This is a genomic window from Phycisphaerales bacterium (genome assembly GCA_020852515.1).
In the GTDB taxonomy this organism is placed as follows: domain Bacteria; phylum Planctomycetota; class Phycisphaerae; order Phycisphaerales; family UBA5793; genus UBA5793.
Genome location: JADZAS010000002.1, coordinates 13,306 through 37,934, shown reverse-complemented (window position 1 = coordinate 37,934; position 24,629 = coordinate 13,306). Strand labels below are relative to the sequence as shown.

The following is a 24,629-nucleotide window of genomic DNA, read 5'->3' as shown; positions in this document are numbered from 1 at the left end:
TTGCTTTCAATCATAACCATGGCTTGCTCCTTCTCTGCAGCGGCGTCGATCACGGTGAAGTCGTCAGGCGAGACCATCGGAAGCGCCCTCATGTTTGGTATCCGATAGGATTGCAGGATATCGACAGGAAGTCAACAAAAAAGTGAACAAAAACCGTACGGCCATCGAAAAAACGGCGTGAATCGGCCCCAAGAGGGCACAGAAGGCTCAAAAAGCCGGAAAAGGCCGGAACGCAAAGAGCCCGGAGCTTGCCGGTCGTGCCCGGCCGGCTAGCCCGACTGCTCCGCGATCTCGCGCAGGCGCCGCAGGGCGTCGAATGCCTGTAGCGGCGTCAGGCCGTCGAAATCGAGTTTCCGCAGCTCTTCCAGGACGGGGCTGGCGACGAACTCGGTGAACAGATGCAGCTGCCCCTCGCCGCGAGCGGGCGCGTTGCCGCCCGCGGCGCCGCGCAACTTGCCGTTGGTTCGCTCGGTGTGCACTTCGAGCGTGTCGAGCAGGCCCAGGGCCCGCTGCACGACGCTGCTGGGCAGGCCCGCGATCTTGGCCACGTGGATGCCGTAACTGCGATCCGTGCGCCCCGGCACGATGCGATAGAGGAAGATGATCTCATCCGCCCACTCGCGCACCGCCACGTGCAGGTTGCACACGCTCTTGTCTTGTTCGGCGATCGACGTGAGTTCGTGGTAGTGCGTGGCGAAGAGCGTGCGGGCCCTGGTTCGCGCCAATTGCTCGGCGATCGCCCAGGCGAGGCTCAGGCCGTCGAGCGTCGATGTGCCGCGCCCGATCTCATCGAGAATGACGAGGCTGCGCTGTGTGGCGTGGTGGAGGATGTTGGCCGTCTCGGTCATCTCGACCATGAACGTCGAACGGCCGGCGTGCAATTCATCGCTGGCGCCGATGCGGGTGAAGAGGCGGTCGGTCAGGCCGATCGTCGCCGACTCAGCCGGCACGAACGAACCCGTATGCGCCAGCAGCGTGATGATCGCGATCTGGCGGATGTAGGTCGACTTGCCGGCCATGTTGGGCCCGGTGATCAGCGCCAGCGTGGCCGGCTGGGCGGGCGCGTCGGCGTCGGGTTCCTCGCATCCGACGCCCAGGCGGCAGTCATTGGGCACGAAGCGGTCCTTGAGAATCTCGTCAAGAACCGGATGCCGCCCCGCGACTACGTCGATGCACGTTTCCTCGACAATCTTCGGCCGCACGTAGCGGCCGCGCACCGCCTGCTCGGCAAAGCCGCGCAGCACGTCGAGTTCGGCCACAAGGCGCGCAAACTGCGCCAGCCCCGCCGCGTGACCCGCCGCCTCCCGGCACATCTGTGCAAAGAGCACCTGCTCGCGGTCGATGGCCCGGTCTCGCGCGGTGAGAATCTTGCTCTCGAACTCCTTCAGGTCAGGCGTGATGTAGCGCTCGGCGTTCTTGAGCGTCTGCTTGCGCGAGAACGTGTCGGGCACGCGGCTGGAGTGCACCGCAGTAACTTCAATGTAGTAGCCGAACACGCGGTTGTAGCCGACCTTGAGCGAATTGATCCCGGTGGATTCGATCAGCTGCCTCTGGTAGCGCGCCAGCCAGTCGTTGGCGTCGGTCTGCAGCGAGCGGCACTCGTCAAGCTGCGCATCGACGCCCTCGCGCACGAGCCCGCCTTCGCGCAGGTGATTGGGCGGGCTGTCCACGCAGCGCTGCACGATCGACTCGCCCAGCGCCTGAATAGCGCCGCCGAGCCCATCGAGGCTCTCGGCCAGCGGGTGCAGCGCCACGTTGGCGGCCAGCAGCGTGTGCAGATCGTCCAGCGCCGCCGCTGACCGGCCCAGCGCGACCAGGTCGCGCGGCGTGGCCCGGCCCATGTTCATGCGCCCCGCGATTCGCGCCACGTCGTTCATCGCGCCCAGCCGCTCGCCCAGCAGCCGCGCCGTCTCGCGATCTTCGATCAGCGCTTCGACCGGGCGCTGGCGGGCGTTGATGGCCTCGATATCGCGCAGGGGAAAGCAGAGCCAGTCGCGCAGCAGCCGCTTGCCCATCGGCGTGCGGACGTGCCGGAGGAACACGCCCATGAGCGAGCCGTCCGTTTCACCCGTGCGCATGGTTCGTTCGACTTCGAGGCTGCGCAGGCTCGTGGCGTCGATGGTGAGGTAGCCGGCCAGCGCGCGGCGGATCGGGGGGCGGATGTGCGCCAGGCGCGAGCCCTGCTCCTGCCCGCCCTGCGTCTCGCTCAGGTAGCGCAGCAGCGCGCCGGCGGGCGCGAGGCCGGGATCGTCATCGGCCAGGCCGAAGCCTGCGAGCGTCGCCACGCCGAAATGCCGGCTCAGCGCTTCGTGCCCGTCGCTGTGGCGAAAGTGCCACGTCGGCCGGCCGGTCAGAGCGCATGAACTCGCCTCGCGCACCGCCGCGACGCGCGGCGGCGCTTCGCCGGTGGCCGTCTCCGCGTAGAGCAGTTCATCCACGCCGAGGCGATTCACTTCATCCGCCAGCGCGCCGCCCTCGACATCGACGATCTCGAATGAACCGGTGGACAGCTCCGCCAGCGCCAGCACCGCCGGCGAGTCATCGCCCGCTTCAGTGAAGAGAACCGCCGCGACGTGATTCGATCGCGCATCATCGAGCAGCGTCTCGTCGACGAGCGTGCCCGCCGTCAGAACGCGCGTCACCGCTCGATCGACGACGCCCTTGGCTTCGCGCGGGTCCTGCACCTGGTCGGCGACCGCCACGCGATAGCCCTGCTCGATCATCCGCCGCAGGTAGTTCTCCACCGCGTGGTAGGGCACGCCAGCCATCGGCACGCCCTTGGTCCGCTCGGTGAGCGTGATGCCCAGCACCTTGTGCACGAGCAGCGCATCGTCGAAGAACATCTCGTAGAAGTCACCCATGCGAAAGAAGAGCACGCACTCGGGGTGCTGCTTCTTGAACGCCATGTACTGGCGCATCGCCGGAGTGTCGGTGGGATCGCTGGCGGACATGATCGCGGACAGTTTAGGAGCCTGTTTGCGGGCCGAGGCAAGGCCCATCACGGAGCGCGGCAGGTGGCGGCGGTGTCAGGGAACCCATAACTGCGACCCACCAGCACCCTCGACGCGCCGCAGTCGCGGCGATGCAGCATTGGCAGAGAGCGGCACGTTGATGCTTTTGCAGAATTCGGGCGAGACGGGTCATTCCGGCGCCGTGCAGGACGCTGCAGAAGAATTCGCCGAGGTGCTGCCCGAATTGGCCGCCGCCGCCCGTGAGACGGTGACCGGCTGGATCGAGCCGTGGCTCCTCCAGTCCCCGCATGAGCCGCTGGTTGTGACGGGGGATTGCCGTGCTTGAAAAAACCGCGATCTGGGCTTGCCAAGCCCCGGAATCACGGAGTCCTCTGGTATACTACCCCTTGGGTGGGATTCGCGTTGTGACGTTGCATTAGCCGGGCCAAAGGATTCGAGATCATGAATCACGTCCATTCTTTTCGGGCTCGTGCCGGCGCCTGTGTGGCCTTGATCGCGCTTTTCACCGGCGCCTCCGGCGCACAGATCGCCTTCGAACAGACCGGAACCGTCGAAGTTGGCATCGCGCCTTGGGCGATTCAGGCGGCGGACCTGAACGGCGACACGTTTCTTGACCTCGTCACCGCCAACCGCGGGGACGGCACGCTCTCACTGGTGCTCGGAAGTGGTGATGGTACTTTTCAGGCGCCGGTGCAGATCACTGTAGACGGTGTACCGGCGGCGTTGTGCGTTGCCGACTTCAATCGGGACGCTCTGCTGGACTTGGCGGTTGCCGACTCCGACGGACGCCGGTTGGCGGTTCTCCACAACACCGGCAGCGCGGAATTCGACGCGCCGATCTACTATGACCTTCCGCTCTTGCCCACCGCGCTGGCTGCAGGAGACCTCGACGGCGACGGCTGGATCGACCTGGCCGCTGGAATGAGCAATCCGGAGAGCGAGTTCAGCCGCAACACCGGCGCCATTCTTTACAACGACGGGGCAGGTACCCTCGAAGCCCCCACGGTTTTCTTTACCAACATTACCAACATCCCGTCATTGCAACTGGCTGACCTTGATCGCACCGGCGATCTCGACCTGCTTCTGGGCACGTCGAGCGACCGGACGGCGTACTGGATTCCCAACGACGGCTTTGGTGAATTCGCAGCCGCGCCCCGCCGCATTCGCATGGGCGAGGGCAAGCAACTGGCGCTCGATGTCAATGGTGATGACTTGGTCGATGTTGTCGGGGCGTCCGATTTCGGCAACGGATACTTTCGGTGGGCTTTTGGTCTGGGCGATGGCAACTTTGACGATTCCGACCTCTACACCCTCAGCGGCTTCACGCTCGTGACGGATCTGCGCGCTGCTGATTTCGATGGCGATGGCTACCCGGACTTCATTCACGTCAATCACAGCGATGGGCCGGGTTATCGTGTAGTCCACAACAACGGCGACGGGACGATGGACGCCCAGCAACTCGTGCCGGTCTGTGACCTGCCCAGGGGCGTCGCGGTCGGCGATTTTGACGGCGACGAACGACCCGATGCTGCCGTGGCTGATGCAGCGACGGACACGATTTTCGTGCTGCGCAACATCACGCCGGAACCGCTGCTGATCGATCCGGTCACGACCACCCTCACTCACGTTTGCCGCGAAAGCATGCGCTCGGCTGACGTCGATGGCGATCTGGATGTTGACATCATCGGGTTGCTCAGCGCCAACGACGGACAGTTCACGCACGGTGAGGTCGCCGTCTTCCTCAACAACGGTCAGGGCGGGTTCGGCCCGCCGGCGCTCTACGAGGCGGGCGCTCAGTCCTTCTATCTCGATGTGGGTGATCTCAATGGCGATGGTCGGCCGGATGTTGTTGTCTCGAACTATTTTGATGGAGATGCGTCGATCTTCTATAACGACGGAAACGGGCAATTCGCGCCCCAGCAGCGGCTGGATGTCGGCGGCGCCCCGTTGAACGGAGTCGCCATTGGCGACATGGACAACGACACGCGCGCCGACATCGTGCTCGCTGGCGATCGGAGCCGCGGAATCCTCATTGCCTTTCAGGATGAGTTCGGAGCGTTTGAAGTCGTGGACCATCGGTTGGATGAGAGGGACTTTGCCCGAATCGCGCTCGCCGATCTGAATGGCGACGACTTCCTCGACGTGGTCGCGGGCGTGAACAGCGCGCGCGACGCCGCGGTCTTTCTCAACACCGGGTTGCGTGGCCTTGAACGTCGCGTTGATTATGAAGTCGGCACCACGCCGCGATCGCTCGCCGTCGGGGACTTCGATGGAGACGAGAATGCGGACGTCGCCTTTGGAATCGAACACAATATCTCCGTTCTCTATGGAGTCGGCGACGGGACGTTCGGCGAGGCCGTCCTCTACTCCACGCCGTCCGCAACTGGGGTCACGGACATCAAGGCAGCGGACCTCAACAACGATGGGCACGTCGATATCGTCGGCGCCGAAGTCCTCAACCGCCGCGTCATCTCCATGCTCAATGACGGCGCCGGCGCCCTGGCTGAGTCCGGCAGCGCCTATGCCGCAAGTTGTCCGCGGATCATCGCGGTCGGCGACTTTGACGGCGATGAGGATACCGACGTCGCCACCATCTCACGGCCGGAGGGGCAGGTCAGCCTCAAGCGGCTCACGGTCTTCTCGAATTCCACCATTTCTGATCCCGGCAGCCTCGATGGCGTGCATCTACGGACCTCGAGAGCCGTTCGGGGCCGTCAGGCGCAACTACTCGTCTCGGGAGCCCGTGGAAGCGAACGAATCCACTTCCTGCTCGGAACCCGCGGACTTGGCCTCGGACAGCGCGTTCCGCTGCTCGGCGGTCTACAACTGGATCTACGCTCGCCGGTGAACGTGATCGACACGGCCATTGCCGACTCGCTGGGGAACGCCACACTGCAGGTGCGCGTGCCGCCGGGTGCTCCGGTCATTACTGTCGGGCTGCAGGCCGTGGCGCGCCGTGGAGCCGGTGGTCGGGCTTCCGCGAAAACCAATCCGGTGCTGCTGGACATCGAGTAGGCCGCGCCAGGTCGGGACGATGTTCACACCGGCGTTCTCGCCGGCCGCGGCAATCCGAGAAAGTTCGCCAGCAGCAGGGGGCCATCAACGGTGAGGAAACTCTCCGGGTGAAACTGCACGCCGTCGAGCGGCGCCGCGCCGGGAGGGGCCTTCCAGCGCAGGGCCATTACCACGCCGTCATCGGTCCACGCCGAAATCTCGAACTGATCGAGCGGGACCGTGTCGCGCTGCACGATGAGGCTGTGATAGCGCGTGGCGACGAAGGGCTCGGGCAGGCCTTCGAAGATGCCGCGCCCGTCGTGGTGCACAAGCGATGTCTTGCCGTGCATGATGCGCTCGGCCCGGCGGACCACCATGCCGTGCACCGCGCCGATGCACTGGTGCCCGAGGCACACGCCCAGCAGCGGCACGCGGCCGCGAAACGCGGTCACCACTTCATTGCAGATTCCCGCTTCGCTCGGCGTGCAGGGCCCGGGCGAGAGCACGATGCGCTGCGGCGCGAGGCGCTCGATCTCGTCGATGGTGATTTCGTCGTTGCGCACGACGCGCAGGTCCGCGGCCGCATCGAGTTCGCCGATGCGCTGCACGAGATTGAACGTGAAACTGTCGTAATTGTCGATGAGCAGGATCATCGGCGAAGATGATAGGTGGCCGCCGCGCCGTCCAGCGGCCTCAGAAGCCGATGCTCACGCTCATGCCCAGAAAGACTGAAGGGTCGGCGTCGTAGTCGCGCGAAGCCGCCCCGTTGCGGTTCGACACTTCAAATGACTGGAACAGCATCGCTCCGCCGATGACGTTCAGCGACACGCTCTCGCTGGGACGGCGCGAGTAGCGCACGAACACCGGCACGGCCGTGTCTTCAACCACCGCCGCCAGTTGCGGGGCCGAATCGTCGAGCCGGAAACGGCGATTCTCCCACGCAGCGCCAAAGCCCAGTTCGCTCTGCTCGTCAAGGGCCATGATGAACTCACCCATCGAGCCGCTCGACGCGAAGCGCCACTGCTCGTTGAAGCGCCAGTTGACATTGATGACCGGCAGCACGAGGGCATCGTCTTCGATCTGGCTGCTCACCAGAACGCCGACGCCGATCGATCGCCCTTCGCCCATGCTCCACGACACCCCGCCGATGCCGCCGATGGTGCCCGCGTCGCTCACATCCACGCCCGATTCCCCCGCGACCCGGCCGCGCACGCCGGCGAACCACGACCAGTCGCTTTCCGTGGCCACGTAGGCGGTGAGTCCCAGATCGAGAATGTGGATATCCGCAAACGGGTCGCTCGTGCCGGCCAGGAAGATGTTGGGCCGGTCGAAATCATAACGGTTGTACTCGTAGCCGAGCCCGAGCGCCAGGCGCAGCCGGTCCGTCGCTTCCCATTCAGCCTTGGCGCCGAGCCCGCCGCGGAACACGCGAAAGTCTCCGTTGCCGCCGTCGAGACCCGTGTCGAACTGGTAGCGGAAACGCGGCGAAACGGTGAAGGTGACGTCGCTGGTTTCTTCAACCTGCTCAGGCGAGGGCTCAGCGTCGTCTTCCTGCGCGAGCACGGGGAAGGCGATGGAAAGCGAAAGCGCGGCACTGACATATGCGGAAGTGGCTTTGGACATGGGGTTCCTCGAGGGACGGGATTGTACCCGACGGTGAAGTGCCGCGCGTCGTCGGTTCGCGTCTAGCGCCAGACGGGACCATCGGACATCTGGTCGATCGCATCCGGTGTTTTCACAGCCTCATCGCCGGGAGCCAGTTCACGCATCCGGCGCTGCCAGACCTCGACGGCGGACGTCGCGTCTGTCGACTCAACCCAGAACGACCTGGCGCTGCTCCGTATGCGAAACAGGCGCAGGCCAGCCTCGGCTGCGTTGGCTGCATCAAGCAGCCGCTTGACTTCCTCGCGAGCAGCGTCGAGTTCGACGCCACGGTTCCGGAGAGCCTGCGCCGCGACACCCTCGCCTTCGACGATCATCCCAAGGAGCATGTGTTCCGTGCCGACGTAGTCTTGGCCAAGCCGACGCGATTCGGCGATAGCGTATTCAATCACTTTTCGTCCGCGCGGAGTCTGTGGGAGTTTTCCGACGCCCGCGTTCCATGATCCTTCTTTGACCAGTCTTCCGATTTCTGTTTGCAAAGCACCAAAGTCCACCCCAAGGTTCTTTAGCGCATGGAAGCCCATGCCGGTGCCCTCGCGAATCAGAGCAAGCAGCATGTGCTCGGTGCCGATGTAATCGTGCTTCAGCTCATGCGCCTGCTGGTTGGCCAGGACCATGACCTTGCGGCAGCGATCGGTAAACCGCTCGAACATCGCGGGTCTCCTTCTCTCGGAGTCGGTCTCAGTCTAGTACCGCCGCGGCGACCTCCCGTGGACTTTACGGGCCAGCGGCAGGCTCTGCGCACCGGGGTGGGTCGTCGCGCGGCGAGCAACCGCGGGCTTCCGCCGTGCGGCTGCAGAACACGGCGGCTCAGCCGGCGGCCGGTGGGATTGACTCCGCCCGCTTTGGGCCTAGCCTTGGGGTCTCGAAACAGGTCAGGACCAGACGGTTCGGAGCACGGTCATGCATGGATTTCGCCCGCATAAAGGGCTTCAAAAGCGAGTGACGGTTACCCGCAACGGAAAGGTGAAGCACGCCAAGGTCGGCCAGCGGCACCGCAAGAGCCTGCACAACAGCGCCCAGAACCGCCAGTTGCGCCAGCACAAGGTTGCCACCGAGGTCGAGCGCAAGCGTCTTCGCAAGCTGCTCAACTTCCGCATCCGCCCCGACAAGGTGCGCGATGCCGAGGGCAACGTGATCAAGGCCGAGGCCTGAGACAGCAGGGGAGCGACGAAAGCACAACAGGTGCGAGCCGGGATGACAAGCGTCCGATTCGCGGCAGTCTCCATGAGGAGGCGGCGAGCCGGGCCCCCGTACTTGCCCAGGAGTTTGAACGATGCCTCGTACACGCAAGGGCGCTGCCCGCAACAAGGCGCGCAAGCGAATTCTCCGCGAAGCCCGCGGTTACTACGGAACCAAGTCCCGCCACAAGCAGCAGGCCAAAAACGCCCTGACCCGCGCCGGCGTTTTCGCCCGCCGCGACCGCCGGGCCCGCAAGCGCGACTTCCGCCGCCTGTGGATTACCCGCATCTCCGCGGCGTGCAAGATGCGCGGGCTGCGCTACAGCCAGTTCATCAATGGCGCCCAGCTCTCCGGCATCCTGCTCAATCGCAAGATGCTCAGCCAGATCGCCATCGAGGATCCGGGCGCCTTCGACCAGATCTGCGAGATGGCCAAGGCGTCTTCGACGGCGACGGTCGCCAGCGCCTGACCGGCTTCATGCCTCCACCCGAGTTTCAAACGCAGCGCCGCCCGAGCGGCGCTGCGATTTTCCTGCGCCCTACCATCGTGGCGTCATGGCGATGATCGAATCTGAAAGCGACTCGGCGCGACTCGAGGGCCTGATCCGCTCACTGCGGGCCATCAACCGCTCGGACGATCCCGCCGAGATCGGCCGCCACGCCGGCCGGGGCATCCGGCACTTCATGCCCTTCGATGCGCTCGTGTCCGTCTCGGTGCGCACGCTGCCGCCGGGCCGCTACAAGGTCACGCGCCGAATGTACGGCGAGCGGCCCATGCGCAAGGCGATCGATCCCTGGCGCGAGTGGGCGAGCCTCGAGACGTACACCGGCGGGTTGATCGGCGAGGCGATCCAGTCGCCGCATCCGCGCGTGTTTTCGAATCTCTATCTGCGCAGCGATCCGGCGCTGGGAGACGACGTGGCCCAGTTCGGCTCGTGCCTGGCCGTGCCGCTTTTTGACAGTGGCGAGCCGCTGAACTGGAACCTGCTCTTCCGCACCTCTCCCGAAGGCTTCAGCGCCTCGGAAGTCGAACTCATGGTGCTCGTGAGCAACCTGCTCGGCCAGGCGACGCGCAACATGGTCACGGCTCGCAAGGTCGAGGAACTCAACGCCCGCATCACCGCCCAACTCCACGAGGTGGCTCAACTCCAGCGCTCGCTGCTGCCCAGCCGCCTGCCCGACATTCCGCAGATGGAGATCGTCGCGCATTACCAGCCGTGTGAGCAGGCCGGCGGAGACTACTACGACTTCACCGAACTCGATGCGCCCGGGATCGGCAACGCGACAAAGCCATGGGGGGCGATCATCGCCGACGTCGCCGGGCACGGTGCGCGGGCCGCGGTCATCATGGCCATGATGCAGTCCATCGTGCACGCCTATCCGGCCAGCGCCAGCCCCGATCCCGACGCCGTGCTTGAACATCTCAACGAGCAGATCCTGTGCAAGGGGATCGATCGCACGTTTGTCACGGCTCTATGCATGCGCTACGACCCGGCCAGCCGCACCGTGCGCCTCGCCTCGGCCGGTCACCACCCGCCGCGCCTCAAGAAGCCCGGCGCCGATTCGCCGGTGATGCCGCTGGTGGTCGAGTCCGGCCTGCCGCTGGGCATCGAGCCGCGACTGCACCTTTCCGTGAGCGAGACGGAACTGGAAGTGGGCGACACGCTCGTGCTCTACACCGACGGCGTCATCGAGTCGTTCAACCCGAAGCGCGAGATGTTCGGCCTCTCGCGGCTCGACGAGGCGCTGCATCACTGCTCAGGCGAGCCGGGCTGCGTGGTCAACTCGGTGACGACGGCCCTGCTCGAACACGAAGCCGGCGTCGAACCCGCCGACGACCAGACGCTGCTGGTGATGAAAGTGCGCGGGTGATACGTCCGCCTTTGGCGTTCGCGCCCTTCATCGCTTGGCCATCCGTCACAACGAACGCCGCCGGCTGCTTTGGCAGCCGGCGGCGGCGAATTCCCAGTTGATCGGCCCGAGCGCCGCTGCGTTATCCCATGCCAAACAGAGGCAGGAAGAAGCCAGCCGCTTCGGCGAGGAGGCGCTTGTTCGTCGGATCGATGAGCCAGAGCCAGTCGTCCATGAGGAACTCGATCCGGATGGCCAGCAGCGCGATGCGGCCCATGACCGTATAGCCGAACGCAGCGCCGAAGGTGATCATGAGGAACCAGATGCCCACCCGCGCCGTGTTGCCCACCAGGCCCTTGTGTTCGAGCGAGAAGAAGAAGTACACCAGGCAGCACAACACGCCGACGACTAGGATGAGGTTCTTGAGCGACTGCCAGGCGTCAAACGAGCCGTTGTCCACGACGTAAAGCGAGACAATGGTGTTGCGGATCTGCGTGAGGAAGTCCGCGTGCAGGAAGCTCATCAGGCGCAGGCCGCAGAACGTGCCGATGATGAACGCCATCGGCCAGCGACTGATCCACCCGCCCACAGGCGAGAGCCGCCACAGCAACATGATGCCGAGAATGAGTGGAACGAGGTACGCGAGTTCGGGATGCTGATCGTCGCCCAGGCCGGGCACGGCCCAGTCCCGAAGCAGGCCCGGCGCGAGTTTGCCCAGCAGGTTGGGCACGATGGTGTCCCAGAAGCCCGTCACCATCCAGTACGCCGCGCTCACGCCGATGAAGATCGACTCAGCAACCTTGTACAGAGGGTTGTCGCGGATGACGAACGACAGCACGAAGAGCGTGAGCAAAGCCGCGATCCATGTGCCGAGCGTGCGCGACACGCTCGGTCCGTAGACCGACTGATCCGCGTTGGTCCGCTCGGCGTCGAGATAGTCCGCCATGGGGGCTTGCTCGTAGATGACCCACCGGCCGTCTGGATTCTCGGCGTCCACGGCCTGGGGGACGGCCTTGACATAGGCCCGGCCAAAGCCGTCGGGCATCACGAACCAGCGGGCGATGAGCAGCACTGCTCCAATGGCAAAGAGAATCACCCACCACCTGTTCTCCGGCTTCATTGGCGGACTCCTCTTCTGCGCTCCACGAAGTAGATCACGTTGCCCGCGATGATCAGGAAGATCATGAGCAGGTGGGCGACGAGCTGCGGCCCCATGCGGCGCTGGGCCTCGAGATACTTGCCGCTGATGTTCTCTCCGCCGTACTTGGCCATCACGAGCGACTCATACTCCGAAGCGCCCTTGATCGCGGCGAGCAGGCCCGGCAGCTGCTGCGGGATGTACGGATACAGCAGCGGCGCCTGCACGCCCGTGCAGCCGGCGACGAGGCGGATCCGGTCGGGGAAGGGGGTGACGGCGTACTGCACCCATTCCTTGGTGCCCGGATAGCCGGCCGAAACGTTGATGACCAGGTCCATCTGCTGGATGTTCTCGATGCCCTGCATCATGGGGATCTCATCCGTCGCCGTGCCGCGCGAATCGGTCGTGTAGAGCTTTCGCAGGTCGGTGACGATGACCTTGATCACGCCCTCGTTGCCCGCCTTGAACCCGAGGTTGACGTAATCCTCGCCGTAGCGGAGTTCGGGGAAATCCGCCTTGATGATGCGGTTTACGGCGTTGTCGATCATCTGCCGCCCGAGGGGCCACAGGGCGATGAAGTACATCTTGTGATGCTTCTCGATGCAGTGCCGCGTAAACGCCGTGGCCATCGGGCCCAGTTCGCCCTCGCTGCCTGGGTCGTAGTCGAAGGCGAGCAGCACCCTTGAGCCGTCGGGCAGGTTGTCAATCTCGTTGAAGACGTTCGTCGCCAGCACGAGCGGCTTCTCGGGGAAGGTCGTCTTGTACTTGCCGATGACGAAAATCGGCACCGCCACGCACAGGAACATCATCAGGAAGATCCAGCGGCGGTCGATGTTTCTGAACAACTCGAACATGGGATCAATCCTCTCCGGAACCGAGGTACGAACGGTCGACGCCGAGCAGGATCTTGAGCGACACCGACGCCGTCCCCAGCGCGATGCCGATCATGATCGCCCGGTTGCCGGCGGTGTTGAAGATGTCCATGAGGAAGACCGTGAGGTTCTCGAGCCGCAGCGTCGAGATCAGATGCTGCATGAATGTCGGATCCTCGATGAGCACGTCCGAAGGGATGAAGTCGGTGAGGAAGACTCCCGCGGCCGTGCGGCCGAGCAGGATGACGAACGCCGTTCCCAGCAGCAGAATCGCCTCGACGTTCTTGGCGCGAAACGCGCGAAACGCGGCGCTGGCGACGTAGAACGCGAGCATCGCAAAGATCGTCGATTGCAGCGGCACGATGAGGTACTCGTACATCCACCAGAACGGCGTGCCCGTCTGGTTGTACGTGCCGCTCCATGCGAACGCCGGGTGTTGCTCATTGGGATGCGAGCCGATCTTGAGCAGCCCGCACGTGAGCATCACCACAAAGGCGATCAGCGTGATGGCCGCGTACGCCCAGCCCGGCCGGCGGTCGGAGATCTTTTTGAGCTGCACCCGCAGCAGGTTGCCGCCGCCGAGGATGAACGCGATGGCCGCAAGGATGTCGAACCAGACCGAGACGTCCTCGCCCCACGTCTGGGTCCTGGGGATGAAGTACGCGACGATCATGACGAACCCGGCGATCGACGCGATGAGCAGAGGCGCTGTTCGTTTCATCGGGAGGGGTTCCTCAGGTGAGCACGTTTTGCATGAGGTAATTGACGATGTTCTGCAGCACGTCGCTCTTCGGGAAGATGGAGGCGAGTGTGGCGAGAATCACGCCCAGAATGAGCAGGCCCGCGACGATCATCTTGCCCATGTCCTGGCCCTTGAGGCTCCCGAGTTCTTCAGGTGAGCCGGACAGGTACGCCGAGGCGGCAAAGAACTCCTCGCCGATGAGCGTGTAGTCGCACGCGGCGACGAAGAACGGCAACTGTGCGGGCATGGCCGTGCCCGCCACCTGGATGGCGCCGATCGAGTTGCCCGTTTCGGCGAGAATGAGCGACTCGGCATAGAACGCGCCCATGTAGAAGCACGCCGCCGGCTTCTCGCGCACCATCAGGCCCTGCAGATACGCGACGTAGCCGAACTGCTCGTCCGTCACGTAGTAGATGAGGTCCTGGTTGTAGGCATCGGGCCGGCCGGCGGAAAGATACGCCGCCTGCACCGTCTCGCGGGCCGTGGTCATCACCAGCGACCGGGCCGTGGGCACCTCGACTTTGGCGTCGTACTCCGCGGCCGTGCGCGACACGCGCGCCAGCACCGTCATCGACGCGATCGTCTGAATTTCGTTGATGTCCTGGATGCCCGGAATGTACAGGACGCTGCGGCCCATCTCGGTGGCGCGGCCGACGGCTTCATCCACGGCCTCGAGCCCCGCGATCTTGCGCACCTTGACCGGTCTGCCCGATCTCGCGTGCGCGATCCAGAACACCACCGAGCCGCAGAAGATGAGCACCACGAGCAGCAGCCAGCCGCGATCGAGATCGAAGATGTGCTCATCGATCCACTGCATCGACTCGCTGCGGGCCGGGGTTGCGCCTGTCGTCGCTTCAGCCCCCGCCTCGACGGGCGCCGCGGCTGCCTCGTCGGGGGCAAGCGCCTGCTCACCCTCGGTCGGTGCTTCGGCCGTCGGCTCCTGAATGGTCGGCTCGGCGGTCGGCTCAGGATCCTGCGACCAGGCCGGCTGACATGGGCCGCCAAGCGCCAAAGCGGCGAGCAGCACGAGTGCAGACGCCGCTGACCAGCGCCCCATCCACCGGATCGGATTGTGCATCCATCACCTACCCTTCGATGAGTTCAACGTTCGCGCGCGGCACGGTAACAGTTTCTCCCGAGTCGAAGCGGACTTCAAGTACCCGGGCCTTGGAACCTGAGCCGAGCACCGCCGGCTCGGGCGGCAGGTTGTTCACCGCGCCGATCAGCCCGAAGTACGGATCGCGAATGATCCGCACCATCGTACCGACTTCCAGCAGCCCCGCCACGTTGCGAGCGCCGGCGGCCTTGTCCGCCGCCACGGCCGAGAGCGGAACAACGATCTCCGGCCGCATCACGCCCGCACGGATCTGGGTAGCGCCGTTCACGGCCGTCTCGTGGCCCTTGTGGCTGTCGAGCAGCTCAAACGTCCGCTCCGCCATGGCGATGTCGCCAAAGCCCTCGGTGATGATGAGCGTGATCCCCGCCTGCTCGGAGCCGGTGATGGCCACCCCCAGGTCATAGCCGAGCACTTCCTTCAAGTCGGCGTCGTCGATGCCGCCGGAAACGATCGCCGCCACGCCCACGCGGATCGCCTTCTTCACCGCGGTGTAGTGCATGCGTGCTCCGCCGACGATCACGCAGCCTTTCATGTCGTCGGTGATGAGGTCTTCGGTGAGTTCTTGCGCGTGCTGCTTGCAGGCCATGCGGATCGGGCCGAACGTCTCGCCGCCGATGCCGAAAATGCCCTGGATGAAGGCGACTTCGGCCTCGATCACCACGCCTTCGTTGGGAATGACCTCCGCGACGGCGCCATTCAGGTAGGCGCCCACCTGTACGGGAATCGGCGCGCCGCGCACGATGACCTGGCCGGTCACGGGCGAGATCGTCTCGATGGTGCCGGCCACCTTGGATTTGATCTCGTTCTTGAAGAAGCCGAAGATGCCCGGCGAGCGGGCGAGCACGTCGCCCACGGCGATCGTCTGGCCTTCTTTCGCGATCATGCAGCCGGGCACGTCCCCGGGCGGCATGGAGAGCAGGTTGGCCATGTTGATGGGCGTGACGTCGCCGGGCATGAAGGTCTGGGCGACGACGTCGCGCGCCTTGACCTTGTCGCCGACCTTCACGAGCACATCGCCCGGAATCGGCAGCACCCGCCGCGTTCGAAAGGTCATCTTCGGAGTAACTTTAAGTCCAGGTGTATATGCGTTAGCCATCGTTTACTTTCCGCGCGAACTCGTCGAATACTCACCACGAAGGACACAAAGGAGCACAAAGTGACACAAAGAGAACACTCGCCTGCCGACTGGCGCCATGCGTAATGCCCAGTGCCTAGTGCCTAGTGCCTAGTGCCTAGTGCCTAGTGCCTAGTGCCTAGTGCCTAGTGCCTAGTGCCTAGTGCTTACTTCTTCTCCCCCGGATACATGTTCATCGCCTCGACCCAGCGTTTCATCGTGGCCTGACCGGTGGCGCGATCTTCCGGGAGAGCCAGCGGGCGGCCGCGCGCGTCGAGAATGAGCCCGACCGTGCCGCCCTTGACCTGGCGCTCGATGCGCTTCCCGGGCCCGTTGCCGAAATCAAATCCCTTGGCCGGATCGATCGCGACCATCGCCGTTTCGCCCTGACCGAGCGGGAAGAGCTTCAGATCGCCATACATCATCTCGCCGCGCTCGTTGAGGCTGCTTCCCTTGATCTCGTACGAGAAGCACGGCCTGCCTTCCTTGCCCGTGCCCTTGGCCGCCACGCACGTGCCGAGGTAGATCAGGCAGTCCTTCTCGAAGACCTCCGTTGCCGCCTTCGGGTGCACTTCGGCCAGCACGCCCAGGTGCGGCATCATGAAGATCGAATCCTTGGCCAGCGTCGTGAACCCTTCAGGTTCGAACGCGTCAATGAGCAGCATGGCGGTCTGGTTCATGCGCGGCGCGTGGCTGAGCACGCCGCCGGACGCCACGAGCAGGTCGAGTTTCATGTTGTCCACGATCGTCTGCCCGCCGACCTGCTGGCTGAACGTGTCGCCGACAGTGCGCTGCTGCTGCACACCCTTGAGCGTCGTGGCGAATTCCTTGTGCTGCTGGTACGCCAGGCGCAGCGCCTCGCGCGCCACCGCCTGCTCAAAGATCAGCGCCTCGCGCGTCTGCGGGATCGTCGTCGGGCGGATCATCTTGTTCTTCACCCGGTTGCGCAGTTCGCGCTCGTCCATGTCGAAGTGCACCCAGCGGAGGATCTTGGGCATCGTCGCCTCGGCGCACACGTTGCTGATCGAGTAACTCATCCCCAGGTTCGCACTCACCGTGCGGTTGAACGTCTTGTCGAACACGCTGAACACGTCCGTCGTCGCGCCGCCGATGTCCACGCCCACGGCGTTGATGCCCTGCGTGTTGGCGATCGTCTGGAGGATGTTGCCCACCGCGCCTGGCGTGGGCATGATCGGCGCATCGGTCCACGTCATCAGTTTGTCGTACCCGGGCGCGTGGGCCATGACGTGCTCGAGGAACACGTCGTGGATCGCGTCGCGCGCCGGACCGAGATTCTCGTATTCGAGCACCGGCCGCAGGTTGTCCACAATGGACAGTTCGACGTCTTCATCGAAGGTCTCTTTCACCAGCGGAGCGGCGTCTTTGTTGCCCGCAAAGATGATCGGCAGGCGGTACTTGCCGCCGAAGCGGGGTCGCGGCTTGGCCGGAGCGATGAGTTCGGCGATCTGCACCACCTGCGTCGTGTTGCCCCCGTCCACTCCGCCCGAGATGAGGATCATGTCCGGCCGCAGTTCGCGGATGCGCTGGATCTGGTCGTGGGGCTTGCGCTTGTCGTTGCTGGCGATCGTGTCCATGACGATCGCCCCGGCGCCCAGGGCCGCCCGCTTGGCGCTGGCCGCGGTCATCTCCTTGATGACGCCGGCGACCATCATCTGCAGCCCGCCGCCGGCCGAAGAGGTGGAGATGTAGATGTCGCAGCCTTCGGTCTCGGTGGCGGGATGGATGAGCTTGCCGTCATCATCGACGAACCGCCGCCCGGCCAGTTCGCCGACTTCGGTCACGGCGTTGATCACGCCCATGGTGACGTCGGCAAAGGGCTCTTCGACGGTGGTGGGGGCCTCGCCGCGATGGGTCTGGCGGTAACTGTCGCCGACTTTCTGGATGAGGATGGCCTTGGTGGTCGTGGAGCCGCAGTCGGTCGCCAGGATCACCTTTATCTTGTCAGGATCGAGGTTTTTCATCGGCACAGTGTAGGTCAGGCGAACTCACCGCGCCGGGGCCGGAAACCGGATCAGGCCGCGCCCGGTAGGAGCGCGAGGCCAGGTTGTGCGGGTCACCCAATCGGTCAATGAGTGATGCGGGGGCCGTGGTCCAGAGGCCGGCTTCCTGGCCTGAGTCTGATCGAAGGTTGCGACCGGCGGGCCACGCCGATGCGCGCGGGGGCTGCAGAATGACTCCCCCGCCCTTCGCGCGCTCGCGTGGCCTGCGCTCGCAGAGCCTCGCTTGACCACGGCACCGCGGCTTCCTCACTCCGCCTTCTTCGCCTCTCGCTTCTTCGCCTCGGCTTCGGCTTCGAGTTCTTCGATGCGGTTGATCATGTACTCCATCGAGCCGCGCTGCTCGAGGAACGTCGAGAAGTGGCGGTAATTGTCGTACGTCTGCTGCCGCATGATCGACCAGAACACCGGCTGAAAAACGTGCATCGTGCTGGCCGCGACGTAGTTCAGCGGCCGCGTCATCTCCAGCAGCACGACGCCCGGCATGGCCATCCGCCGCCGCGCAATCTCCCTGCAGGCCCATTCGACGACCGGCTTCTGCTCCTCCGTCGGCTCAGCCGGGCCCGGTGGATCCACCGCGAACGCATTTCTGAACCAGCCCTTGGCCATGAAAATCCTCATGAAATGAGCAGCAGTTTGAACTGGCCGTCTTCGCGGATGAGATCGAGTTTCGTGAACCGCAGGGTGGAGCGCACCGGCGTGGCGATCTCCATGCGGTATGTGTCGCCGGCGCTGTGCCAGGTGACGTCGGGGCTGCTCAGGCCGCCGGTCATGCGGTTGAGCATCATGATCACGTCGCGCTGGTTCGTGATCAGCCAATCGACCGCCTCGTGCGGGTCGCGCTGCGCATCGATGTAGACCTGCTTGGCGGCCTTCGAGACCAGTTGCTCAAAAATGAGATCGACTTCCGCCATCGCCAGGCAGTTGCGCAGGTGCAGCACGAGGTGCTCGGGCAGGTAGCAGTTCAGCGTCACCGTGCCGTCCGTGTGTTCGATGCGGAGTTCGGGAGCGTGCGCATCGGCCGGGCGCGCCTTGCCCTCGCTCAGTTCGTTGAACTGCTTCGCCTTGTCGGCCCAGTGGTCGCGCCGCGAGAGTTCCACCTGGCAGCCCCACAGCCCGCCGGAGGCGACGGCAACGAGCACGAACTGAATCGCACGCTGGCGGATCACGTCGTGGCTCCCGTCGCCAGCGGCGGCACGTCGATGGTCGCCGGCTCGGATTGCCCCTTGCGCCACACGTCGTGGCAGCGGAACGCATCGCGCGACTCGGGGAAGTCGCGGCGGTTGTGCACGCCCCGACTCTCCTGGCGCCACAGGGCGCTCTTGCAGATCAGCGCCGCGACGAGCAGCATGTTCTGCGTTTCCCAGCCCATCGGATCGTCGAAAATCTTATCCAGCGTGTAGCGGCCCCAGAAGTCGATCATGTCGCGCACGTCGCTCATCGTCTGCCCGCTGCGCGTGATGCCCAGGTGCCGCCACACGACGCTGCGCAGGCTCGAGCGGACGTCGGTCAGGTCGAGCCCGCCGTGTTCTGAGAGGGCAATGTCGCTGATGATGCGCTTGGGCGCGCGCGGCCCGTTGCCCGGCTCGCGCTGCTCGACGCAGGTGCGGCCGGTGATCTCGCCGCGCACCAGCCCTTCGAGCAGACTGTTGCTGGCCAGCCGGTTAGCGCCGTGCAGCCGCGAGCACGCCGCCTCGCCGCAGGCATACAGCCCCGGGCGGTTGGTGCGCCCCTCCGCGTCCACGTGAATCCCGCCGATGGTGTAATGCGCGCTGGGCTGGACGGGGATGAGATCGTGCTCGGGGTCGATGTCGAAACGCGCCAGCTGGGCCGCGATGCCCGGAAACCGTTCAGCAAAGAAGCCGGGCTTGAAGTGGCGCGCATCGAGGAACACGTGCGAATCGCCCGTGTCGGCCAGTTGATCGATGATCGCCCGGCTCACCACGTCGCGCGGGGCGAGTTCGGCCATCGGATGCGCGCCGAGCATGAACCGCTCGCCGCGCCGATCGACCAGATGCGCCCCTTCGCCGCGCACCGCTTCGGTGATGAGCGATCGCTCGGCCCCGGCGACGTAGAGCGTCGTCGGGTGGAACTGGATGAAGGCCATGTCGGCCGCGGCGGCGCCGGCGCGATACGCCATGGCGATCCCGTCGCCGGTGGTTCCCGCCGGGTTGGTCGTCTCGCGGTAGACCCCGCCCGCGCCGCCGGTGGCGATGATCGTCGCCCAGGCCCAGATCATCTGCAGGCCGTACTTGGGATGGTGCGTGATCGCCCCCACGACGGGGCTGCTGTCGCCGTCCGAAACGGTCAACAGATCGAGCGCAAAGCAGTTCTCGAAGACGCGGATCGGCGCGGTGTGCTGGACGTGCTGGCCGAGGCAGCGCACCAGTTCGCGGCCGGTGGCGTCGCCGTCGGAGTGGAGGATGCGCGACTCGCGGTGCCCGCCCTCGCGGCCCAGCGAGATTTCACCCTCTTCGTTGACGTCAAAGCGCATGCCCCAGCGGCGCAGTTCCTCGATGCGCGGCCGGGCGCCCGCGATGGTGCTCTCAACAATCGCCGGATCGCACAGCCCGCCGCCCGTGTCGATCGTGTCTTCGACGTGCATACGCACGGCCTGCTCGGAGGCGCCCAGCACCGCGGCGATGCCGCCCTGGGCCCACGCGGTGCTCGATTTCCTGATGTCGCCTTTGGCCAGCAGGATCACTTCGCCGTGCTCGGCGGCGGCGATGGCGGCGCGCAGACCCGCGACGCCCGAGCCGATCACCAGCGTGTCACAGAAGATCTGCGGCAGCAGGCTGGCGCGGAAGGGGATGAGGTAGCGGCGCTCGTCAAACAGTGCGTGCATGAGTCAGGCTCCGGCCGATGAACTCAGGCGCCTCGCGACGAGCCGCACCGAACTGCGCATCAGATCCTGGGTGAGGACAGCAGGGGTGCCGTGGTCGAAGCGACGCTTTGGGAGCGCCGGCCACGCCGGCGCGCGGCGGCTGTACGAATCCGTGTGATCGTCCGGCTGTGTCACCGCGTGGCCTTCCGGTCGCAAAGCCTCGCTCCAGACCCCGGCACTCCATTCCATACGCGCTCTCCGGCAGTCCGCGCCTCAACCGCCGCCGCGATTGCGCCCCACGCCGCCGGGATTCATTCCCTCGGGCACCTGGAGAGCCCGAGCCCATTCCTCCAAAAGAGCGCTGACCATTATCCACTCATCAACAAACTCATTGTTGGTCGTGCGGGTGGCAACGCTTTCCATCGCCGATGCGAGTGGATCAATCACTGCACTGATGCCCGCCATCGACTCCTGTGGGATTTCTGGTGCTTGAAAGTACCATTGGCCGTCTTTGCTGACGAAGTTCTGGCCCGCCAGTTCGGGAACGTCGTCCGTCCAGGCAGTCGTGCGAGCGTTGTCGTACGAGAAGGTGACGCTGTCCAAATCGACATCGCTTAAGTCCGGCAAGCCGCCGGAAAGCAACTGCATCATCATCGGAAGCATCAGCCCAACGGCGCCAGCGGCAGGATTCGAGCCAGCCAGACGCTGGATCTCATCCTCAAATCGCGGATCCGCCATGAGTTCGCTGAGTGGTACGCCGAATTGCTGGGCACTTGCCTCACTCAACTTGGATGCTGCTCCGCTCACCTTCTCGAATGCGTCGATGGCGGCTTGCTGTTGCGGCGTCGTCACCAAAACGAGAGACGGGACTTCGCCGAAGCGTCCCGACTCCGAGATCGCCTTGGCGCGCTGCAGCAGCCCCAGCGGGCTGCCGGTGTCCACGATCGGCTCTTCGACCGTCGGCACCGTCTCGGCCAGTTCCGTCAGGTCGCGCACTTCAGCAACCGCCTCGCCCGTGATGTATTCCAGGCTCTGGCGAATCATCGCGGCGAGGTTCTGGTTCGCGGCGGTTTCCTGTTCGGTGCGGCCGGATTCGGGAATCGCGTCGAGCGCCTCTTTCAGGGCCGCCTCGGCGCCGTCACGCGCTTCCTTGGCCTGCGCATCCAGCGCCGCCGCCATCGCGGCATCCTCGCCGCCGCGCCCGAGGGCCTCGGCGTGCTGGGCTACGCGATGAACCAGTTGCGCGAACGACTCGATGCTTATCGCCTGCCGCCAAAGCACCTGCCCCAGCGCCTGCTGCGCCTGCGCGGTGCGCCCGCCGCCAGGCCCCGCCTGGCGCGAATCAGCCAGGGCCGCTTCAGCCGCCTGCCGGGCGGATTCGAACAGCGGCATGAGGCCGGTCTCGAACTGGATCGTCAGCGGCTGGTAGACCGCGTTGAATTCTTCGACGGCCTGGCGCAAATCGGCCTGGAGTTGCACGCCCTCGGCGGCGACTTCCTGCTGGCGCGCCTTAATGCGGGCCCGGGCCGCGTCGAGGTCCTTGAGTTCTCCCTCCGCCTGCAGCACGTACTGCTGGGCTCGGGCGAGTTCCGGCTGAAGCACATCCACCTGCGCCTCGAGGTTGGCGGCGGCGACCTGGTGGCTGTCAGCCTGCCGCGCTACGGCGGCGGCGGCTTCGAGCTTGGCGATGCGCTGATCCAGCGGCGCCGCCAGCGCCGCTTCGCGCTGCACCGCCGCCTGCTCGCCGAATTCGTTAATCTTGCGCGTCTCTGCAGCGATGCGCGACTGCAGCGCATCGATCTGCTCTCTCAACTTCGATACCTTGCCCTGCTGCTCCGCAAGGCGGGTGCGGGCGTCCTGCGCCTGGCTGTCAATCTGCCGCAGCGCCGCCGAAGGGTCGTACGCGGCGTTGGCGGCGACGATGGCCTGCAGTTCGAGTACGGCGCCGATGTGCGAGTTGGCCAGCGAGATGGCGTTCTGCACTGACGCGTCGGCGCGGCTCGCTTCCTCAAGGTGCAGCCGCGCCAGGCCGAGGTTCGCGCCGGTGCGCAGTGCGGCGCTGGCGGCCTTCTGCTCGGTGAGCGCGCCTCCGGCGCTGCCCGCGCTGAGGGTGTCCTTGATATCAGTCAGACCAGACGCGGCCTGGTCCATCGGATTGAATTGGCTGGCGTTGCCGACGGACTGCGCCTGTTCATCGCCTCTGAGCCACTCGGTCTGCTCGGGCGTCATCGGCGTCGGATAGGCGTCCTTGAGCGTGTAGGTCTGGATCTGCTCGGACGCCTTTTCGAGCTGCTCCTGCGCCGTGTTGCGCGCTTCGCCGGACTCGTTCTTGCAGCCGGACAGAGGCAGCGCCATCAGCGCGCCCACGGCGAGCAGGCGGGCACCCGAAGTCGTAAGTTCCATCATTCGCGGGCCTTTCGTCGGTATGGTCCGTCAAGTGCGTCGTCGATCTCCGCGCGTCGCCGCGCCGATCGCGCCGCGAAGCACCACCCACAAAGAGTCTAGTGTAGCGCGGTTCCCGCCGCAGGGATCGCGCCCCGCCCCCTCCCGGGCGGGTCTACCGCGACGGTTTGTCCGTCTCGCCCGGCCCCGGAGGCGGCTGGTTCGAGCCGTCCTGGCCCTCGATTTCACGAGGTTCCACCCGGGCGTGGTCCAGATCGAAAACCACCATGGGAGGCTCGTACACGATGGGGTAGTCCGGCCGGGGGGCGTACATCGAACGCATCCAGTCCACTGCCCGCGTGAACTTCACATCCGCCTGGTCGCGAAACGCCGGCTGCCAGCGGTCAACGTCGGGGTGCGGGTAGATCGAGCGGTCGCGCGGCAGGCCGAGTTGGAGCAGGGGGGACCGCTCGGGTCGGTCGTAGTTGATCATCGGCTCGCCGTGGAGTCTCGTGCGTTCGAGGATAAGCAGGTTGGTGTAGACCGTATTGGCGGTGTGCGACTGCTTGTTGAACAGGAAGAACTGCCCGGCCTCGAGCCCCCCGTGGCACTGGTTGGTCGCGCACGAGTTCATCAGCCAGGTGTTGTGCACGTTGAGGCGGAACTTGTTGAGCGACACGGGCTCGCCGCGCACGCGCACTTCGCCATAGAGGTCGCGCGCCTGGAGGCGGAAGATGTCGGTGAGGATCTCGACCGGATCGCGGCGGAAGTAGGCCTTCTTGCCCTCGGGCGTGGTGGGCATGAGGTCCGACGTCGCGTACTCGCTCAGCAGCCGCTCGACCGTCGATCGCCGGATGAGCAGCGGCGGCGGGTTATTCAGATCGATCTCGTAAACCCGAATGAGATTCACATCGTCGTCGCTGAGCAGCATGGTCGGCGAGAGACGGCCGCCAGGCTGAGCGCCTGGCTCGGGCTGGGCGCCTCCCGCCTCCGCCTCGCGCTGTGCTTCGGCTTGCTTGTCTTCGAGTTCGATGGCTGCGTTGACGACCCGCAGCAGTTCGCGCGCCTCTTCCAGGCGCGGGTTGTCGTCGAGCAGTTCCTCCAGTTCGGTCGCGGCCAGTTCGAGTCGGCGCCGGCTGTAGATCCACTGGCAGAAGCGCAGCCGCTGGGCGTAATCGTCAGGCCGGATCGAGTTCTTCAGTTCGTCGTAATACTCGTCGAACGTCTTGAGCGGCACGATGTCGAGGATGTCGGCGATTTTGAAGCGCGTGTCGATCCCGGCGATCTCGAGCACCAGTTCGAAGCGATCCTTATCTTTGATCCGCCCGCGGAAGCGCCGGCCGTCGTTCATGATGATGAGGCTCTGGCCCGGTTCGTCGGCGACGGGCGGGTCGCCCTGCCTGGCGCCGGGCGGGGGCGTTTCAACCTGCGCGATCGCGCCGGGCGCGGCGATGGCCGTCAGCGCCGCCGCGAGGAGCAGGGACGTCGCCCGCAGGACCGGTCTGCGCCGCGTGCGCGGATGTGGATGCATGTCGAACTCCCGTGTGAGCCACCGGCGCGACGCGTCGGCCGATTCATCTGCTGAAGAACGCTCGTGGCTGCCCTGAGGGGCAACGCTGTTTCCGCAACGTCAAGCGTAAGGCCCGCCCGCCGGTCGAGCAAGTTTGCCATCCGGACCGGCTCGACTCGGAGATACAGATGCGCCGGGCGGAGCGTCCTTGCCGCTTGAACTCAGATTTCGGGACGAATTCCCGGCCGGTTC

Annotated in this window: 20 protein-coding genes; 5 read left to right on the top strand and 15 right to left on the bottom strand. The window is 65.3% G+C overall.

Annotation, left to right across the window (positions count from 1 at the left end; genetic code table 11):
- Positions 1-269 precede the first annotated feature (269 nt).
- Complete coding sequence (gene mutS / locus IT430_00245) at positions 270-2,951, bottom strand: DNA mismatch repair protein MutS (protein MCC6906342.1); 2,682 nt, start codon at positions 2,949-2,951, stop codon at positions 270-272.
- 139 nt (positions 2,952-3,090) lie between these two features.
- Here mutS and IT430_00240 point away from each other — a divergent pair, with 139 nt between their 5' ends.
- Together IT430_00240 and IT430_00235 are read left to right on the top strand one after the other, a co-directional pair.
- On the top strand, positions 3,091-3,297 hold the full coding sequence (locus IT430_00240) for a hypothetical protein (GenBank protein ID MCC6906341.1): 207 nt from the start codon (positions 3,091-3,093) through the stop codon (positions 3,295-3,297).
- A gap of 116 nt (positions 3,298-3,413) precedes the next feature.
- Positions 3,414-5,987 (top strand): VCBS repeat-containing protein, encoded by a 2,574-nt coding sequence (locus IT430_00235; GenBank protein MCC6906340.1) that lies wholly within the window; start codon positions 3,414-3,416, stop codon positions 5,985-5,987.
- Between the two features lie 23 nt (positions 5,988-6,010).
- Here IT430_00235 and IT430_00230 read toward each other — a convergent pair whose 3' ends face one another.
- The 3 genes from IT430_00230 to IT430_00220 all read right to left on the bottom strand — a co-directional run bounded on the left by IT430_00230 (position 6,011) and on the right by IT430_00220 (position 8,281).
- Entirely contained in the window at positions 6,011-6,619 is a 609-nt protein-coding gene (locus IT430_00230) for an aminodeoxychorismate/anthranilate synthase component II (protein MCC6906339.1), read from the bottom strand.
- A gap of 40 nt (positions 6,620-6,659) precedes the next feature.
- Positions 6,660-7,589: a hypothetical protein gene (locus IT430_00225; GenBank protein MCC6906338.1), complete on the bottom strand. Its 930-nt coding sequence runs from the start codon at positions 7,587-7,589 to the stop codon at positions 6,660-6,662.
- Between the two features lie 62 nt (positions 7,590-7,651).
- A complete protein-coding gene (locus IT430_00220) occupies positions 7,652-8,281 on the bottom strand; it encodes a hypothetical protein (GenBank protein ID MCC6906337.1) in 630 nt (209 codons plus the stop codon).
- 250 nt (positions 8,282-8,531) lie between these two features.
- Here IT430_00220 and IT430_00215 point away from each other — a divergent pair, with 250 nt between their 5' ends.
- The 3 genes from IT430_00215 to IT430_00205 all read left to right on the top strand — a co-directional run bounded on the left by IT430_00215 (position 8,532) and on the right by IT430_00205 (position 10,681).
- A complete protein-coding gene (locus IT430_00215) occupies positions 8,532-8,783 on the top strand; it encodes a 50S ribosomal protein L35 (protein ID MCC6906336.1) in 252 nt (83 codons plus the stop codon).
- Positions 8,784-8,904: 121 nt separating this feature from the next.
- Positions 8,905-9,279, top strand: coding sequence for a 50S ribosomal protein L20 (rplT, locus tag IT430_00210; protein ID MCC6906335.1), 375 nt, complete (start codon positions 8,905-8,907; stop codon positions 9,277-9,279).
- 91 nt (positions 9,280-9,370) lie between these two features.
- Entirely contained in the window at positions 9,371-10,681 is a 1,311-nt protein-coding gene (locus tag IT430_00205) for a SpoIIE family protein phosphatase (protein MCC6906334.1), read from the top strand.
- 121 nt (positions 10,682-10,802) lie between these two features.
- On the opposite strand, the gene IT430_00200 is transcribed toward IT430_00205, so the two are convergent.
- From IT430_00200 to IT430_00150, 11 genes are all read right to left on the bottom strand, one after another.
- Positions 10,803-11,780, bottom strand: a complete 978-nt coding sequence (locus IT430_00200) for a hypothetical protein (GenBank protein ID MCC6906333.1) — start codon at positions 11,778-11,780, stop codon at positions 10,803-10,805.
- Positions 11,777-12,652, bottom strand: a complete 876-nt coding sequence (locus IT430_00195; GenBank protein MCC6906332.1) for a hypothetical protein — start codon at positions 12,650-12,652, stop codon at positions 11,777-11,779. The genes IT430_00200 and IT430_00195 overlap by 4 nt, the downstream gene beginning before the upstream one ends.
- A gap of 4 nt (positions 12,653-12,656) precedes the next feature.
- A complete protein-coding gene (locus tag IT430_00190; GenBank protein ID MCC6906331.1) occupies positions 12,657-13,391 on the bottom strand; it encodes a hypothetical protein in 735 nt (244 codons plus the stop codon).
- A 13-nt stretch (positions 13,392-13,404) separates the two neighbouring features.
- Positions 13,405-14,490, bottom strand: a complete 1,086-nt coding sequence (locus IT430_00185; protein ID MCC6906330.1) for a hypothetical protein — start codon at positions 14,488-14,490, stop codon at positions 13,405-13,407.
- A 7-nt stretch (positions 14,491-14,497) separates the two neighbouring features.
- Positions 14,498-15,583 (bottom strand): hypothetical protein, encoded by a 1,086-nt coding sequence (locus IT430_00180; protein ID MCC6906329.1) that lies wholly within the window; start codon positions 15,581-15,583, stop codon positions 14,498-14,500.
- A 227-nt stretch (positions 15,584-15,810) separates the two neighbouring features.
- Positions 15,811-17,625 carry a glutamate mutase L gene (locus IT430_00175; GenBank protein MCC6906328.1) on the bottom strand — a complete coding sequence of 605 codons (1,815 nt, stop codon included), beginning with the start codon at positions 17,623-17,625 and terminating at the stop codon, positions 15,811-15,813.
- A 285-nt stretch (positions 17,626-17,910) separates the two neighbouring features.
- Positions 17,911-18,270: a hypothetical protein gene (locus IT430_00170; protein ID MCC6906327.1), complete on the bottom strand. Its 360-nt coding sequence runs from the start codon at positions 18,268-18,270 to the stop codon at positions 17,911-17,913.
- An 8-nt stretch (positions 18,271-18,278) separates the two neighbouring features.
- Positions 18,279-18,830 (bottom strand): hypothetical protein, encoded by a 552-nt coding sequence (locus IT430_00165; GenBank protein MCC6906326.1) that lies wholly within the window; start codon positions 18,828-18,830, stop codon positions 18,279-18,281.
- The gene (gene nadB / locus IT430_00160; protein MCC6906325.1) at positions 18,827-20,506 is read right to left on the bottom strand and encodes an L-aspartate oxidase; all 1,680 of its coding nucleotides are present in this window, start codon (positions 20,504-20,506) and stop codon (positions 18,827-18,829) included. The genes IT430_00165 and nadB overlap by 4 nt, the downstream gene beginning before the upstream one ends.
- A 252-nt stretch (positions 20,507-20,758) precedes the next feature.
- A complete protein-coding gene (locus tag IT430_00155; protein ID MCC6906324.1) occupies positions 20,759-22,891 on the bottom strand; it encodes a hypothetical protein in 2,133 nt (710 codons plus the stop codon).
- 151 nt (positions 22,892-23,042) lie between these two features.
- Complete coding sequence (locus IT430_00150; protein MCC6906323.1) at positions 23,043-24,398, bottom strand: hypothetical protein; 1,356 nt, start codon at positions 24,396-24,398, stop codon at positions 23,043-23,045.
- Positions 24,399-24,629 lie beyond the last annotated feature (231 nt).